We start from the raw sequence: 16,771 nt of genomic DNA, 5'->3' as shown, positions 1-16,771 counted from the left end.
ATGACCAATGTCCACTCCGTCCTGCCCTCGCTGGCGCCGCTCCTGCCCGAGCTGATCCTCGGCATCGGCGTTCTGCTCCTGATCCTCTACGGCGCCTGGCGCGGGGACCGGTCGGCCGAGAGCGTGAGCATCGGCGCCCTGGTTCTCCTCCTGGTCGCCCTGTCGGTGGTGATCTCTCAGCCGGTCCACGGGCGGATCACGACCCTGTCGGGCGCCTTCGTGTCGGATTCCTTCTCGAAGGTGATGAAGTCGCTGGTGCTGCTCGGCTCCTCGGCGACGATCCTGCTGGCGCACGACTTCTTCAAGCGCGAGCGCATCGACCGGTTCGAGTTCCCCGTGCTGATCGTGCTCTGCACCATCGGCATGATGGTGATGGTCTCGGCCAACGACCTGATCGCCCTCTATCTCGGCCTAGAGCTGCAATCCCTCGCCGCCTACGTGATCGCCGCCTTCCATCGGGACGACATCAAGTCCACCGAGGCCGGCCTGAAGTACTTCGTGCTCGGCGCGCTCTCGTCCGGCATGCTGCTCTACGGCGCCTCGCTGATCTACGGCTTCACCGGCACGGTCTCGTTCCCCGGCATCGTCTCAGCGCTCAACGAGAATGCCGGCCTCGGCATCGTGCTGGGCATCGTGTTCGTGGCGGCCGGCGTGTGCTTCAAGATGTCGGCGGTGCCGTTCCACATGTGGACACCCGACGTCTACGAGGGCTCGCCGACCCCTGTGACGGCCTTCTTCGCCACCGCGCCCAAGATGGCCGCCGTCTCGATGACGGTGCGGGTCTTCATCGGCGCCCTCCCGGACGTGACGGCGGTCTGGCAGCAGATCTTCATCTTCGTCTCGGTGGTGTCGATGGCGCTGGGCTCCTTCGCGGCGATCGGCCAAAGCTCGATCAAGCGCCTGATGGCCTACTCGTCGATCGCCAATATCGGCTACGCGCTGATCGGGCTCGCCTGCGGCTCCGAGGAAGGGATCAGCGGCCTCGTCACCTACATGATCATCTACCTCGCGATGACGCTGGGCTCCTTCGCGATCATCCTGTCGCTCCGGCGCCGGAACGTGATGTTCGAGAAGATCGAGGACCTGTCGGGCCTGTCGCGGACCCATCCGTGGCTGGCCTTCTGCCTCGCCGCCATGATGTTCTCGCTGGCCGGCATCCCGCCCCTCGCCGGGTTCTTCGCGAAGTTCTACGTCTTCGCCGCCGCCATCAAGGCGGGCCTCGTGACGCTCGCGGTGATCGGCGTGGTGACCAGCGTGGTCGGCGCCTACTACTACCTGCGGATCGTGCGGATCATGTATTTCGACGAGCCGAAGGAGCCCTACGAGGCGATGCCCCCGGGCCTGCGCGTGGTGCTGGCCCTGTCGAGCGTCGTCGTCGTGCTGTTCTTCCTCCTGCCGGGGCCGCTGGTCGGCGCCGCCAGCCGGGCCGCCAAGTCGCTGTTCTAGGACGGCCTTGCCCTATCGACTCGGGCCCGAGGCGCGCAGCCAGGGCCATCGCCTGCACGTCCACGATTCCCTCGGCTCCACCAACACGGAGGCGATGGCACAGGCGCGGGCTGGCGAGACCGGGCCGCTCTGGGTCGCGACCTATCGTCAGGAGGCGGGGCGGGGCCGCCGGGGCAATGCCTGGGCGTCCCTGCCGGGGAACCTCGCGGCGAGCGTCCTCTGGCCGGTCGCCGGGGTCGCTCCGGACCACCTCGCCGAGCTCGGCTTCGTGGCCGGGCTCGCATTGATCGAGGCCTTGGACGCAACCTGCGGCACCCTGCCGGATACCGGATCGGCCTCCGACGCCCGATCTCTGCAGCTCAAGTGGCCGAACGACGTGCTGCTCGGCGGCGCCAAGCTCGCGGGCCTGCTGCTGGAGGCCGAGACGTTGCCGGGCGGCCGGCGCGCCGCGGTGGTCGGCTTCGGCGTCAACGTCGCGGCAGCGCCCGACGGGCTCTCCGCCACAAGCTTGGCGGCGGCGGGTTACGCCAGTGACGCCGAGGCGCTACTGGAACATCTCTCGGACCGGATGGCCGCGCGGGCGCGCGCCTGGGACCGGGGACGGAATTTTGCTGCCCTGCGCGCCGACTGGCTGGCGCGGGCCGCGGGTCTCGGATCGGAGATCGCGGTGCGCAGCGGCGGACATACCCTCAAGGGCGTGTTCGAGACGATCGACGAGGGGGGGCGGCTCGTGATCCTCGCCCCCGATGGGAACCGGCATACCGTGACGGCGGGCGAGGTGCATTTCGGATCGGCCGCGACGGCGGCCTGAGTTTGGACGACGACAGATGGCAACAGGACAGGAGGAGCTGGTCTTCCTGCCGCTCGGCGGCGTGGGCGAGATCGGAATGAATGCGGCGCTCTACGGCTTCGGGCCGGAGAAGGGCCGCAAGTGGATCATGGTCGATTGCGGCATGGGCTTTGCCGGCGAGGAGAACATGCCGGGCATCGATCTGATGTTCCCGGACCTCTCCTTCATCGAGGAGAAGCGCAAGGACCTGCTGGGGATCTTCATCACCCACGCGCACGAGGACCATATCGGGGCGATCTCCGAGCTATGGTCGCGCATCAAGGCGCCGGTCTACGCGACCCGCTTCGCCAAGAATCTTCTGGAGACCCGCCGGCTCTCGGATCCGGGCGCCCCGAAGGTCGACCTGCGCGAGGTCAAGCCCGGCCGGCGCATCACGGTCGGGCCGTTCGAGCTCGAATACGTTCCGGTCTCGCACTCGATCCCCGAGTCGAACGCCATCGCGATCCGTACCGCTGCGGGCCTCGTGGTCCATACCGGCGACTGGAAGATCGACCCGACGCCGGTGGCCGGCGAGGTCACCTCGCCGGAGGCCTTCACGGCGCTCGGCGACGAGGGGATCCTGGCGCTGGTCTGCGATTCCACCAACGTGGTGCGCGACGGCTTCTCCCCCAGCGAGCGTGAGGTCGCCGAGACCCTCAAGACCCTGATCGCGGACGCGCCGCATCGTGTGGCGGTGACCACCTTCGCGTCGAACGTCGCCCGCATCCGCGCCGTCGCCGAGGCGGCCGTGGCCTGCGGCCGCGAGATCGTGGCGGTCGGTCGGGCGATGGACCGGGTGATCGATGTGGCGCGCGAATGCGGCTACCTCGACGGGTTGCCCGAGTTCCGGCGCTCGGATTCGTGGAAGAGCCTGCCGCGGGAGCGGGTCGTGGCGCTGCTCACCGGCTCGCAGGGCGAGCCGCGGGCGGCGCTCGCCCGGGTTTCCCGCCGGGACCATCCGGATATCAGCCTCACCGCGGGCGATCAGGTGATCTTCTCCTCGCGGGCCATCCCCGGCAACGAGCGCGACGTCGGCTCGATCATCAACGACCTGATCGAGCAGGGCGTCGAGGTGATCACCGACCGCAGCGCCCTCGTCCACGTCTCCGGCCACCCGCGCCGGGACGAGATGGTCGAGATGTACAAGTGGACCCGCCCCGGCACCGCGATCCCCGTGCACGGCGAGGCGCTCCACCTCGACGAGCATGCCCGCTTCGCCCGCGCCCAAGGGGTGCAGAACGTCGTCAAGGCGCGCAACGGCAGCCTGATCCGGCTCAGCCCCGGCAAGCCCGAGGTGATCGACCACGTGAAGGCCGGCCGCCTGTTCAAGGACGGCGACGTCCTGATCGACGAGAAGGACCGGGCGATCCCCGAGCGGCGCAAGCTGATGCAGGCCGGGCTCGTCTCGGTGGCGATCGCCATCGACGAGGACGGCGTGGTGCTGGGCGAGCCGGCCGTGGACATCATCGGGCTGCCGAACCGCGGCCGGTCCGGCGATCCGCTGATCGAGACCGTGGTAGACGCGGTGACCCGAACCCTGTCGGGGATGTCGCGGGGCAAGCTCAAGGACTCGGAAAGCGTCGAGAAGACCGTCGATCGGGCGGTGCGCACCGCGGTCAACGAGGTCTGGGGCAAGAAGCCCGCCTGCCACGTGCAGGTTGTTGAGGTTTGAGACTGGCTGCCGATATCGGATCGCCATACATTGTAAGGACTTGCAGCCGTCGATCTTCGTGATCGGCGGCCGGACGAGGCTCAGGTTCCCTCTCCCGTGCGGGAGAGGGACAGGGTGAGGGATCAGGTCCTACAGAACGAGGCCCGACCGGCACGCGCGGTGATGGCACGCTCCATCCTGAGACGTCTCGTCCCTCACCCCAACCCTCTCTCGCACGGGAGAGGGGGCAGGTCGCGTTCGGGCGCGCTGGGCGGGGCCTCGTCTGCAACGAATGAAGCTTCCGGACAGGAAGCGAGAACGCCGGGGAGGACTCATCATGATCGGCCGTCTCAACCACGTAGCCATCGCCGTGCAGGATCTCGACGCCGCCTGCGCGATCTACCGCGATACGCTCGGCGCCACGGTCACGCCGCCTTTGCCGCAACCCGAGCACGGGGTCACCGTGGTGTTCGTGGAACTGCCGAACAGCAAGGTCGAGCTGATGGCGCCGCTCGGCGAGAACTCGCCGATCGCGTCCTTCGTAGACCGCAACCCCGGCGGCGGCGTCCACCACGTCTGCTACGAGGTGGATGACATCCTGGCGGCCCGCGACAAGCTCAAGGCGCAGGGCGCCCGGGTGCTCGGCACCGGCGAGCCGCGGATCGGCGCCCACGGCAAGCCGGTCCTGTTCCTGCACCCGAAGGATTTCCTCGGCACCCTGGTCGAGCTGGAGCAGGTCTGAGCCGATGATGGCGGCGCTGGCCCACTCGACGCTGCGGACGCTCGGCGTCATCACGGTGCTGGTCGCCGCCTTCGTGGCGGCCGGGGTGAGCCTGTTCAAGCTCACGGTCGGCGGCGCCATCGCGCTGTATTTCGTGGTGTGGTGGACGCTGCTCTTCGCGGTCCTGCCCCTGCGCAACCAGCCCGAGACGCGGCCGACCCATGTCGTGCCGGGGCAGGATCCCGGCGCGCCCGCGGCGCCGCGGCTGCGCGAGAAGGCGATCTGGACGACGCTGGTGGCCGGGGCCGCTTTCCTGATCGCGCTGGCGGTGTTCCCCCTGACCGGCTTGTAGCGCCCTCAGAGCAGCATGCCGGAGGGCGGCGGCGCCGTCAGGGGCTTGGCCCGCCCGCACCAAATGGGCGGAGGCCAGGGCCGTCGCAGGGGCCTGCGCGGCCGACGGATAGGCCTCATTTGACTTGGTGATCGTCTCGTTGGCGTCGCGGCGCAGGATCCAGGCCCAGCGCGCCGGTCCGGCATATCTCGAACGGCATGGCGGGCTCACCCAGACTGGCCCAACCCGTTCTTGCGCCGCGAGAAGCCTCACCGCTGCAAGACGTGTCTGCGGGGAGCCAAAACTGCGCCGGACCATTCGCTGTCCGCGCTATCGAGGTTTTTTACAGCGCCCGACGGTGTCGCGGCCAGCATACGCGCATAAAAAAAGCAAGGCCCGAGGCCTTGCTTTCAAGCTTCAGTGGCTCGACCTTGAATATCCTCCGCATTGCTTGCGGGGCGGTCGTTTTTCCTCCCGAGACTCGGACCTTGCGCCACCTCTTCCGGGCGTCGCAAACATCGCCGGACGCTTATAGGAACAACAATTCGTGTTGTCACCGGGTCTGCGAGAAAAAACTGCGCTTTCTTGCCGGCAAATGGGCAGATCGCTCGCGCACCAGGCATAACCGGCCGCGGGGACCCGGCGCCACGGCTTCGCCGCGATTACGCCGCGCCGTGGTCGCGCGGTGCTTGTAATTTGCGTCTCCGGCGTGTTGTGTGCCGGCGCCTGCGGCTCGTTCCGGCCGGATCCCTCTTCCAAGACCCTGACGACATGCGTCTCTCCCGCTACTTCATGCCGACCTTGCGCGAGACGCCCAAGGAAGCCGAGATCGTCTCGCACCGGCTGATGCTGCGTGCCGGCCTGATCCGCCAGGAGGCCGCCGGCATCTACGCGTGGCTGCCGCTCGGCCTGCGGGTGCTGGAGCGCGTCTGCGCGGTGGTCCGGCGGGAGCAGGATCGCGCCGGCGCGATCGAGATCCTGATGCCGACGGTGCAGTCGGCCGAGCTGTGGCGGGAATCCGGCCGCTACGACGCCTACGGCAAGGAGATGCTGCGCCTGAAGGACCGGCACGACCGCGACATGCTCTACGGCCCCACCGCCGAGGAGATGGTCACCGAGATTTTTCGCGCGAGCGTCCGGTCGTACAAAGATCTCCCGAAGAACCTGTACCAGATCTCGTGGAAGTTCCGCGACGAGGTGCGGCCGCGCTTCGGCACGATGCGCTCGCGCGAGTTCCTGATGAAGGACGCGTATTCGTTCGACTTCGACCAGGCCGGCGCCCGCCACGCCTACAACCGCATGTTCGTGGCCTACCTGCGCACCTTCGCGAGCCTCGGCCTGAAGGCGATCCCGATGCGCGCCGAGACCGGCCCGATCGGCGGCGACCTGTCCCACGAGTTCATCATCCTGGCGAAGACCGGCGAGAGCGAGGTCTTCTGCGACAAGGCCTATCTCGATTTCGACATCCCGGCGGAGACGGTCGATTTCGAGGACGTGGCCGGCCTCCAGGGCATCGTCGATTCCTGGACCTCGCACTACGCCGCCACCGAGGACATGCACGAGAAGGAGGCCTTCGCCGAGGTGCCGGAGGAGAGCCGTCTGGCGGCGCGCGGCATCGAGGTCGGGCACATTTTCTACTTCGGCACGAAGTATTCCGAGCCCATGGGCGCCAAGGTCGCCGGGCCGGACGGGATCGAGCGGCCGGTCCATATGGGCTCCTACGGCATCGGCCCGAGCCGGCTGGTGGCGGCCATCATCGAGGCGAGCCACGACGAGGCCGGGATCATCTGGCCGGATTCCGTCGCACCCTTCGACGTGGCACTGATCAACCTGAAGACCGGCGATGCCGCCACCGACGGCGCCTGCGCGCAGATCCAGTCGGATCTGGAAACCGCCGGCCTGTCGGTCCTCTATGACGACCGGGACGAGCGTCCGGGCGCCAAGTTCGCCACCGCGGACCTGATCGGGCTGCCTTGGCAGGTGGTGGTCGGCCCCAAGGGGCTGGCCGACGGCAAGGTCGAGCTGAAGCGGCGCGCCGGGGGCGAGCGCGAGAGCCTCGCGATCGTCGACCTGCTCGCGCGCATCAAGCGCGTCTGAGACCCCCAATGGCGGCATCCGCGGCGATCGACCGGGTAAGGGGCTTCGCGGCCTCGTTCCGCCAGGGTACCGCGCCCTTCGCGCCCTTCGAGTGGATCCTCGCCGGCCGCTACCTGAGGGCGCGGCGCCGGGGCGGGGGCGTCTCGGTGGTGGCGTTCTTCTCGGTGCTGGGCATCGCGCTGGGCGTCGCCACCCTGATCATCGTGCTGTCGGTGATGAACGGCTTCCGGGCGGAACTGCTGTCGAAGATCGTGGGCATCAACGGCCACCTGTTCGCGACGCCGATCGACCGGCCGTTCAACGACTGGACCGACCTGTCGGACCGCCTGTCGAAGGTGGCGGGCGTGCGCGCCGCGGTGCCGCTGGTGGAGGGCCAGGCCTTCGCGTCGTCCCAGTACGGCGGCTCGGGCGTGATCATCCGCGGCGTGCGGGCCGCCGACCTCGATGCGCTCGCGGCGGTCTCGTCCTCGATCCGCGGCGGCACGCTGGAGGGTTTTGACGACGGCACCGGCGTGCTGATCGGGCGGCGACTGGCCGACACGCTGGGGCTGCAGGCCGGCGACACCATCACCCTGGTGACGCCCAAGGGCTCGTCGACGCCCTTCGGCACGGCGCCGCGCACCAAGAGCTACACCGTCAAGGCGGTCTTCGAGGTCGGCATGACCGAGTTCGACCAGACCTTCGTGTTCATGCCGCTCGCCGAGGCCCAGGCCTTCTTCAACAAGGACGGCGACGTCAGCATGATCGAGATCTACGTCGACGATCCCGATCACGTCGGCGACATGCGCGAGCCCCTGGAAATGGCGGCCGAGCGCCCGATCCTGCTGACCGATTGGCGCCAGCGCAACCGGACCTTCTTCGGGGCGCTGGAGGTCGAGCGGAACGTGATGTTCCTGATCCTCAGCCTGATCGTCGTGGTGGCGACGCTCAACATCGTCTCCGGCCTGATCCTGCTGGTGCGCGACAAGTCGAGCGACATCGCGATCTTGCGCACCATGGGGGCGACGCCCGGCACGATCATGCGGGTGTTCCTGATCAACGGCGCGCTGATCGGCGTGGTCGGCACGCTCGGCGGATTGCTGCTCGGCATCCTGATCACGCTCAACATCAAGCCGATCCAGCACGTGCTGTTTCCCGGCGCCTGGGACCCGACCGTGCGCTTCCTCGCCGAGATCCCGGCCCAGATGAACCCGAAGGAGATCACCGCCGTGGTGATCACCTCGCTTCTGCTGTCGCTCGCGGCGACGCTCTATCCCTCCTGGCGCGCCGCCCGGCTCGATCCGGTGCAGGCCCTCCGCTACGGCTGACGGGCCGCGCATCGATGACCGATTCAAGCGAGACAGCCGGCGACCAGCCGGTGCCGGCCCTGTTCTTCTCCCGGGTCGAGCGGCGCTACGCCCAAGCCGAGGGCGCGCTGGAAATCCTGCGCGGCGCCGACTTCGCGATCTGGCCGGGCGAGCTGGTCGCGCTGGTCGCCCCGTCGGGCGCCGGCAAGTCGACCCTGCTGCATCTCGCCGGCCTCCTGGAGCGGCCGGACGGGGGCGAGATCTATATCGGCGGCCAGCCCACCGCCGCGATGGCGGATGCCGAGCGCACCCGCCTGCGGCGCGAGGAGATGGGCTTCGTCTACCAGTTCCACCACCTCCTGCCGGAGTTCTCGGCGCTGGAGAACGTGGTGATGCCCCAGCTCATCCGCGGTCTGAAGGCCCCGGAGGCGAAGGCCCGCGCCACGGAGCTCCTGAGCTTCCTCGGCCTCAAGGACCGGCTGCCGCACCGCCCGGCGGAACTGTCGGGGGGCGAGCAGCAGCGCGTCGCCATCGCCCGGGCGGTGGCCAACGGCCCGCGCCTGCTGCTCGCCGATGAGCCCACCGGCAACCTCGATCCGGGCACGGCCGGCCGCGTCTTCTCGGTGCTGATGGCCCTGGTGCGGGCCTCGGGCCTCGCCGCCCTGGTGGCGACCCACAACCTCGAGCTGGCCGCCCGCATGGACCGGCGGGTGACCATCCAGGACGGGCTGATCACGCAGCTCGACTGAGACCGGGTCCGTTCGTGAGCTTCGGCACGGCTGCCCCCTGAACCGAAGGCCTCACGCGGACCGTGCTTGAGACGATCACCGGCCTCCCGCTGAACCCGGCTCATCCGCGTCGCCGAAGCGGAGCAGGGCGTCGAACCGCTCCGGGCTCATCCGCCTAACTGCCCGCGCCACGCGCCGATCGTAGGTGCGGTCATTCGCGTCGCGGCCACCCGTCCCGGCGACACGCCCATAGCGGCGGACAAAGAGCTGCACAGCGGCAGCCCGACGGGCTTCCCGGTCGCCGGGTTTCATGCGCCCAGACATCCCGAACATCTCACCGCAAGCCGCGCTGGCGTTTCCCCATTACCACGAGCGCCCCCTCCAGGGCACCGTCGGAACACGACCCACAGGCTCCCGCCCCCCCTGAGAGCCCACGATTTTTAATCCATCCCACCACGTGCGGACTAGCACGTCGCTCAAGTCATCGTCGCTCTATATTGCAATCACGCAAGACGAAACAGAGCCGAATAGCCGGACTGTACGGCAAAAATCTTGGAGCCCGACTATGAAGAAGCCCATCGCCATTGCCCTGACCGCCCTCGTTCTCGGTGCCGCGCCGCTCTCGTCCGCCTTCGCGGGCAACTTCGCGACCCAGGAAGGCCGCTGGAGCGGCTTCAACACCTACGCCCCGGAGACCACCGGTTCGCTCGGCCTCGGTGTCCACGACGCGCCCTTCTACGAGGGCTGCCCGATGAGCTCGGCCGCTGAGGGCAACGCCAATCAGCAGACCCGGCCGGTCAAGCAGTACGGCCAGACCGCCGGCGGTTACCGCTGCTGATCCGGCGCCGGCACGGATGAAGCTCAAGCCCCTCTCCTATGTCATGATCGGCGCTTTCGTGAGCGGCATCCTCATGACCCTGGTCGGCTCGGCCGGCGTGTTGCTGAACCACTGACGGCGCAGCGCCCGGCCGGGGATCAATGCCCCGGCCGGCGTGCGGCCGTCGCCCGACGCGTGCCACCCGCTTCGCCGCGGGCCAGCGCCTCGACATGATCGCAGGCCTGCGTGATGGCGGCCGGCGCTTCGGCCATGCGGGTCCTGGCCTCAGCGCAGGCGCGAACCACCGCGGGATCCGCGAGCAGGCGCCGGAGGGCGCGGGTCGCCCGGGCGGGCCGGAAGGCGCGGCGGCTCAAGGTGGTGCCGAGCGTCCGGTCCCTGAGCCGCCGCCCCTCGTCGAAATGGTCGAACGCCACCGGCACCACGAGCTGCGGGATCCCGGCCGCCAGCGCCTGAGCCACCGTGCCGACGCCGCCGTGGTGGATCAGGGCGGCGCTCCGGGGCAGCAGCGCACTCAAGGGCGCGTAGGGCAGATGGATGATCCCGGGCGGAAGCGGCTTCGGGATCTGTCCGCCCTGCGGCGCGAGCAGCACCCCGCGCCGCCCCATCCGGCGGCACACCTGCACCGCGGTCGCGAAGAAATCCGCCCCCTGGCGCATGGCCGAGCCGTAGGTGAACACCAGCGGCGGCTCGCCTTCGGCCAGGAACGCCTCAAGCTCCGGCGGCATCGCCGCCACGTCGCCGAACCGGTCGACCAGCGGGAAGCCGAGCTGGATCGCCTGGGCCGGCCAGTCCGGCTGCGGCGCGGCATACCAGTCCGGGAACATCAGCAGCAGGCGCGTCGGGCTGTTCCACCAGTGCCGGAGCCGGCGCACCGGATCGAGGCCGAGGCGCGCGCGCAGGGCGTTGAGCGGCGGCAGCGCGAACGGCCCCACCGCGACCGCGTCGACGCCGAGGTTGAGATAGGCCCGCAACCCCGCGGGCAGGAACCGTGGCAGCGGCAGGCCCGGCAGTTCGGGCGGATCGAACCGGCTCTCGATCAGGAACGGCATCACGTGCAGCGTCGCCGTCGGGAGATCGTAGAGATCCTGCGCGAGCCGCGCCCCCCAGGCCAGGGGTGAGGCGACGACCAGCACGTCGAGCCCCCGCGCCCAGCTCGCCCCGAGCCACAGGCAGGTGGGCTCGGCCACCTGCAGGGCGTAGTCGAACATCGGCCGGAAGCCCTGCTGCGGATGCCACAGGTCCGGCCTGCGGATCACCGCCTCGTAATCCGCCACCGTGCCGAGGGGCTGGAAGTCGAGGCCGGCCCGGCGGGCCATCGCCTCGAACGGGGCCGGCGCGGCCAGCGAGACCCAGTGCCCGCGCTCCAGGAGCTCGTGGCCCAGCGCGATGAACGGCAGCACGTCACCGTGCGTGCCGACAGCCACGAGGGCGACGTGCTGCCGATCGACCTGCCGTTGCGCGGGAATGGCCTGCTCCTTCGACCCCCCCGATCCGATGACGAGTGCGTCTATCCGCGGGGCATGCCAGCCCGCTCGACCCGTATCAAGACACTTTTTACTGTACTAGAAAAGATGTCGCTGCCGGTGCGCGCCCACCCCTTCCCATAGAACAAAACATGAACATACTGGGCCAGGAACACGGAGGCGCGACGATGCTGAAGCGGTTGGTCCTGACCGGGTTGGTCGAGTTCATGGCGTTCGGGATGCTGTTCGCGGCAGTGGGCGCCTGGGCGATAGCCTTGGCACCGGTTCGTTAGCTTGCGGCTGCGGATTCCGTGCCGGTTCCCGTCGTGAGGGAGTTATGCACAGCCGATCGGCGCGCTGGAGCCGATTGTCCACAGAGGCGGCCCGAACTGGTGCTTTCGGGGCACGACCGGTGGATATCGTTCGGAGGAGGCCTCGGGTCCGTCGACTCGGACCGGCCGAGCGGGGATGCTGCCCGTCCCCGGAACAAGGTCGGCCATGCCACGCCAGCTCAAGGAGGTCGGATTCGTCCACCTCCACGTCCACTCGTCCTATTCCCTGCTCGAAGGGGCCCTGAAGGTCGGCTCCCTGATCAAGGCCGCGGTGGCCGACCGGCAGCCGGCGCTGGCGCTCACCGACACCAACAACCTGTTCGGGGCGCTCGAATTCTCCGAGAAGGCGGCGGGGGAGGGGGTGCAGCCGATCGCCGGCGTTCAGCTCTCGGTGGGGTTCGAGGCGGCGGATCCGCACCAGCGGCAGGCGCCGACGAGCCACGGCATCGTGCTGCTGGCGCAGGACGAGACCGGCTACGCCAACCTGCTGCGGCTGGCGAGCCGTGCCTATTTCGACACGGCGCTGGGTGAGTCGCCCCGGCTCGATGCCGCCGCCCTCGTGGGGGCGTCGGACGGGCTGATCGCGCTCACGGGCGGTCCCTCCGGCCCCCTCGATGCCGCCTTCCGGGCCGGCCGGCCCGAACTGGCGCTGGCCCGCCTGGAGCGTCTCAAGGCGGCGTTCGGCGAAGACCGGCTCTATGTCGAGCTGCAGCGTCACGGCCTGCCCGAGGAGGGCCGGATCGAGACCGCGCTCCTCGATCTCGCCGGCCGCCACGGCCTCGGCCTCGTGGCGGCGAACGAGCCCTATTTCGCCAAGCCCGACGATTACGACGCTCACGACGCCCTGCTCGCCATCGCGGAGGGCCGCATCGTCTCGGACGAGCGCCGCCGCCGGGTGACGCCGAGCCACGCCTTCAAGACCCGCGCCGAGATGGCCGAGCTGTTCCGCGATCTGCCGGACGCGCTCCAGGCCAGCGTGGAGATCGCCATGCGCTGTGCCGTCCGGGCGCGGACCCGCAAGCCGATCCTGCCGAACTTTTCCAAGGTCGCGGCGGGCGAGAAGCCCCCCATGGCCGATGCCCTCGCGGAGGCCTCGGACGCGGGCGCGCAGGCGGTCTCGGCCGACGAGCCGACCGAGCTGCGCCGGCAAGCAGCGGCCGGCCTGGAGCTGCGCCTGAAGCAGCACGGCACCGCGCCGGGCTTCTCGGAGGACGATTACCGCAAGCGTCTGGAATTCGAGCTCGACGTCATCGTCAAGATGAAATTCCCGGGCTACTTCCTGATCGTCTCGGACTTCATCAAGTGGGCCAAGGACCACGACATCCCCGTCGGGCCGGGCCGCGGCTCCGGCGCGGGCTCGCTGGTGGCGTGGTCGCTGCTGATCACCGACCTCGACCCGCTCCGGTTCGGCCTGCTGTTCGAGCGCTTCCTCAACCCCGAGCGCGTCTCGATGCCGGATTTCGACATCGACTTCTGCGTCGAGGGCCGCGAGCGGGTGATCCGCTACGTGCAGCAGCGCTACGGCGAGGGGCAGGTCGGTCAGATCATCACCTTCGGCACGCTGCTCGCCCGCGGCGTGCTGCGCGATGTCGGCCGCGTGCTGGAGATGCCCTACGGGCAGGTCGACAAGCTGACCAAGCTCGTGCCGCAGAACCCGGCCAACCCCGTGACGCTGGCCCAGGCGATCGAGGGCGAGCCCAAGCTCCAGCAGGCCATGGAGGAGGAACCGGTCGTCGGCCGCCTCATCGACATCTCCAAGAAGCTGGAAGGCCTGCACCGCCACGCCTCGACCCACGCGGCCGGCGTGGTGATCGGCGACCGGCCACTCGAAGAGCTGGTCCCGCTCTACCGGGACCCGAAGACCGGGATGCGGGTGACCCAGTTCAACATGAAGTGGGTCGAGCAGGCCGGCTTGGTGAAGTTCGACTTCCTGGGCCTCAAGACCCTCACGATGCTGCGGTGCTGCACGGATCTGCTGATGCAGCGCGGCATCCACATCGACCTCGCCGCCCTGCCGCTGGATGACGAGAAGACCTACGGGCCAATGGGCCGGGGCGAGACAGTCGGCGTGTTCCAGGTGGAATCGGCCGGCATGCGCAAGGCGCTCTGCGAGATGCAGGCCGACCGGCTGGAGGACATCATCGCCCTGGTGGCGCTCTACCGGCCGGGCCCGATGGCCAACATCCCGGTCTATTGCGAGCGCAAGCTCGGCCGCGACGCCGGCAACGAGGCGACGTGGTACCCGGATCCCAAGCTGGAGCCGATGCTGAAGGAGACCTTCGGCATCATCGTCTACCAGGAACAGGTGATGGAGATCGCCAAGGTGCTCGCCGGCTACTCGCTCGGCGAGGCCGACATGCTCCGGCGCGCGATGGGCAAGAAGATCCGCGCCGAGATGGACGCGCAGCGCGACCGGTTCCTCAAGGGCTGCACCGAGCGCGGGCTGACCAAGGCCAAGGCCAACGAGATCTTCGACCTGCTCGCCAAGTTCGCCGATTACGGCTTCAACAAGAGCCACGCGGCGGCCTACGCGCTGCTGACCTACCAGACCGCTTACCTGAAGGCGAACTACCCGGTCGAGTTCCTGGCCGCCGCTATGACGCTCGACATCGACAACACCGACAAGCTCGCCGAATTCCGCCAGGACGCGCAGCGCCTGAAGATCGTGGTCGAGCCGCCCTCGATCAACACCTCGGGGGAGGTGTTCGCGGTGCGCGACGGCAAGATCTTCTACGCGCTGGCGGCCATCAAGGGCGTCGGCCGCGAGGCGGTGCGGGCGCTGGTGGAGGCCCGGGGCGACCGGCCGTTCAAGGACCTCGCCTGCCTCGCCCGCCGGCTGAACCCGCGGATGATCAACAAGCGGACCCTCGAAAGCCTCGTGCAGGCCGGTGCGCTCGACTGCATCGAGCCGGACCGGGCGCGCGCCTTCGCGGCGGTGGAGCCGATGATGAAGCTCGCCGCCAGCGCCGCGGAGGCGGAATCGGCCGGCGTCACCGACATGTTCGGCGGCGTGGTAGCGGACGACGTGAGCCTGCGCATCCCGCCCCACGAGATCTGGCCGATGGCCGACACGCTCAAGCGCGAATACGCGGCGATCGGGTTCTTCATCTCGGGCCATCCGCTCGACGAGTACGGCGACCTCCTCGACAAGCTGCGGGTGCAAAGCTGGACGGATTTCTGCCGCGCCGTACGGGCCGGGACGTCGAGCGTCGGCCGGGTGGCGGCTTCGGTGCTCGACCGGGCGGAGCGGCGGACCAAGACCGGCAACAAGATGGGCATCGTCACCCTGTCGGACCGGACCGCGCATTTCGAGGCGATCATCTTCTCCGAGGGGCTCGGCCAGTACCGGGACATCCTCGAACCGGGCAAGCCGCTCGTGCTCCAGCTCCAGGCGAACCTGGAGGGCGAGGACGTGCGCGCCCGGATCCTCACCGCCGAACCGCTCGATCAGGCGGTGGCGCGCCACCAGAAGGGGATCCGGATCCATCTCAGCGATCCGCGGGGCGTGGCCCCCGTGCAGCAGCGGTTGTCGATGCGCGGCGAGAGCGAGGTCTCGCTGATCCTCAAGCTCGACGGTGGCGAGCGCGAGGTGGAGATCCGGCTGCCCGGCAAGTTCCAGGCGACCCCGGCGCTGGCCGGCCAGCTTCGGACCGTGCCGGGGGTGGTGCAGGTGGAGGTGAGCTGAGGGGCGACGCACTTGCCCTCTCCCGGGCGCATGGAGCGTCAGCGGAATGCGACCCGGGATCCAGCGCAGGACTCCGCGAAGCGTCTATCTGGAGCTAACGGTGCCGCTTTCGCGGCGCTTCCCGTGCTGGATCCCGGATCACCTTCCACGGCGTTCCAGGCGTCCGGGCAAAGGGCGTGGTTCACAACACCAGCGGCGCAGAATCCTTAGCCCCCAGCACCACCGCCCGCATCTTCACCGGCACCCGCCGGTACAAATCGATGATGTCCTGGTTCAAGAACCGCATGCAGCCCGACGCCACCATCGTGCCGATGGTCTGCGGCTCCGTGGTGCCGTGCAGGCGATAGAGCGTGTCGCGCCCGTCCCGGTAGAGGTAGAGCGCCCGCGGGCCGAGCGGGTTGCCGGCCCCGCCCGGCAGGCCGCCGGCATAGGGCCCGTAGCGCTCGGGCTCGCGCTTGATCATCGCGGGGGTCGGCGTCCGGCGCGGCCATTCGCCTTGCGGGCGATGGTCGGCACGCATCCGCGCCGTCGAAGGCGTCAGCCCGACCGCCTGACGCGGCGTCGCCCCGGCAGGCACGTCAGAACGGCGTCGCGAGGCACCCGCCGAGCGCCGTCTTCAGCGCGGCGGCCTCGCCCTCCGACGGCGCGAACACCGCCGTCAGGGCCGGGTCGCCGCTGCGCGGGCTCGCCTGGGTCCAAGTGAGCTTGGTACCGGGCTGCGTCAGCGCCGACGCGACCCCGCGCAGCGGATCCTCGCCCCGGCGGGCCCCGGTCACCGTCAGGGTGAAGCCCGCATCCGGCCCGGTTGCGGCGCCCTGCACCGGCATGCGCACCGAGCGCACGCTGCCGGCACTCGACACCAGAATGCCGGTGAGCGGCGTCTCGCCGGCAGAGCCTTCGAGCCCCGCGAAATCGAACCGCGGCGCCAGCTCGGCGAAACGCGGCACGGTCAGCGCCGCCGACAGGCCGGCGCCGCCCGGTTCGCAGGCGAGATGCAGGGTCGCACGCCTCTGATCCGTCCCCAGATCGGCGGCGCCGGTGAGGTCCGCGCTGCCGCCGGGCGCTCGGTTGCCGCCGAACAGCGGCGTCTGTCCCGTGAGGATGTCGGACAGCCTGTCGCCGCGGCTCAGCGGGCCCGCGAGGAGGGCCACGGCGGCGATGATCACGACGCCCAAGCCCACGCCGATCCGAAGCCGCATCCTGTCCTCGCCTGTGGAAATCCCGGGCCGGCGGCATAGACGATCGCGGCTCCGCCGCAACCCTTCATTTACCCTGTTCGCGCGAACTGCGCCGCGGCGGCACCCGTGTGCGTTGCAGCAACTCCGTAAAAACCGATCGATCCTATGCACGCTCGCTCAAGCTTG

12 protein-coding genes and 1 pseudogene are annotated in these 16,771 nt (G+C 69.4%); 10 read left to right on the top strand and 3 right to left on the bottom strand.

The genetic code is table 11. From position 1 onward, the window contains the following. The 9 genes from nuoN to AAHG09_RS18370 all read left to right on the top strand — a co-directional run bounded on the left by nuoN (position 1) and on the right by AAHG09_RS18370 (position 9,927). Positions 1-1,446, top strand: coding sequence for an NADH-quinone oxidoreductase subunit NuoN (gene nuoN, locus AAHG09_RS18410; RefSeq protein WP_342108902.1), 1,446 nt, complete (start codon positions 1-3; stop codon positions 1,444-1,446). A 7-nt stretch (positions 1,447-1,453) separates the two neighbouring features. After that, entirely contained in the window at positions 1,454-2,257 is an 804-nt protein-coding gene (locus tag AAHG09_RS18405) for a biotin--[acetyl-CoA-carboxylase] ligase (protein WP_342108901.1), read from the top strand. 16 nt (positions 2,258-2,273) lie between these two features. Further along, entirely contained in the window at positions 2,274-3,947 is a 1,674-nt protein-coding gene (locus AAHG09_RS18400; protein ID WP_342108900.1) for a ribonuclease J, read from the top strand. Between the two features lie 316 nt (positions 3,948-4,263). Further along, positions 4,264-4,668, top strand: a complete 405-nt coding sequence (gene mce, locus AAHG09_RS18395) for a methylmalonyl-CoA epimerase (RefSeq protein ID WP_342108899.1) — start codon at positions 4,264-4,266, stop codon at positions 4,666-4,668. 4 nt (positions 4,669-4,672) lie between these two features. Continuing rightward, the gene (locus AAHG09_RS18390) at positions 4,673-4,999 is read left to right on the top strand and encodes a DUF1467 family protein (protein WP_342108897.1); all 327 of its coding nucleotides are present in this window, start codon (positions 4,673-4,675) and stop codon (positions 4,997-4,999) included. A gap of 750 nt (positions 5,000-5,749) precedes the next feature. Continuing rightward, positions 5,750-7,075, top strand: a complete 1,326-nt coding sequence (gene proS / locus AAHG09_RS18385) for a proline--tRNA ligase (protein ID WP_342108896.1) — start codon at positions 5,750-5,752, stop codon at positions 7,073-7,075. Between the two features lie 8 nt (positions 7,076-7,083). Further along, a complete protein-coding gene (locus AAHG09_RS18380; RefSeq protein ID WP_342108895.1) occupies positions 7,084-8,382 on the top strand; it encodes a lipoprotein-releasing ABC transporter permease subunit in 1,299 nt (432 codons plus the stop codon). A gap of 14 nt (positions 8,383-8,396) precedes the next feature. After that, complete coding sequence (locus tag AAHG09_RS18375) at positions 8,397-9,110, top strand: ABC transporter ATP-binding protein (RefSeq protein ID WP_342108894.1); 714 nt, start codon at positions 8,397-8,399, stop codon at positions 9,108-9,110. 544 nt (positions 9,111-9,654) lie between these two features. Continuing rightward, a complete protein-coding gene (locus AAHG09_RS18370; RefSeq protein WP_342108893.1) occupies positions 9,655-9,927 on the top strand; it encodes a hypothetical protein in 273 nt (90 codons plus the stop codon). A gap of 137 nt (positions 9,928-10,064) precedes the next feature. Here the strand turns inward: AAHG09_RS18370 and AAHG09_RS18365 are convergent, their stop codons facing one another. Continuing rightward, a complete protein-coding gene (locus AAHG09_RS18365; RefSeq protein WP_342108892.1) occupies positions 10,065-11,351 on the bottom strand; it encodes a glycosyltransferase in 1,287 nt (428 codons plus the stop codon). Between the two features lie 537 nt (positions 11,352-11,888). On the opposite strand from AAHG09_RS18365, the gene dnaE reads away from it, so the two are divergent. Next, the gene (dnaE, locus tag AAHG09_RS18360; protein ID WP_342108891.1) at positions 11,889-15,407 is read left to right on the top strand and encodes a DNA polymerase III subunit alpha; all 3,519 of its coding nucleotides are present in this window, start codon (positions 11,889-11,891) and stop codon (positions 15,405-15,407) included. Positions 15,408-15,588: 181 nt separating this feature from the next. Here the strand turns inward: dnaE and AAHG09_RS18355 are convergent. Together AAHG09_RS18355 and AAHG09_RS18350 are read right to left on the bottom strand one after the other, a co-directional pair. Beyond that, positions 15,589-15,906: pseudogene (locus AAHG09_RS18355) on the bottom strand (L,D-transpeptidase); the annotation flags it as partial. Between the two features lie 79 nt (positions 15,907-15,985). Beyond that, positions 15,986-16,606 carry a hypothetical protein gene (locus AAHG09_RS18350; RefSeq protein WP_342108890.1) on the bottom strand — a complete coding sequence of 207 codons (621 nt, stop codon included), beginning with the start codon at positions 16,604-16,606 and terminating at the stop codon, positions 15,986-15,988. Positions 16,607-16,771: the final 165 nt, after the last annotated feature.

It is taken from the genome of Methylobacterium guangdongense (assembly GCF_038442355.1).
Taxonomy (GTDB): Bacteria; Pseudomonadota; Alphaproteobacteria; order Rhizobiales; family Beijerinckiaceae; genus Methylobacterium; species Methylobacterium guangdongense.
Note: the sequence above shows the minus strand (reverse complement) of the source record. Positions and strands in the feature narration are given on the sequence as shown.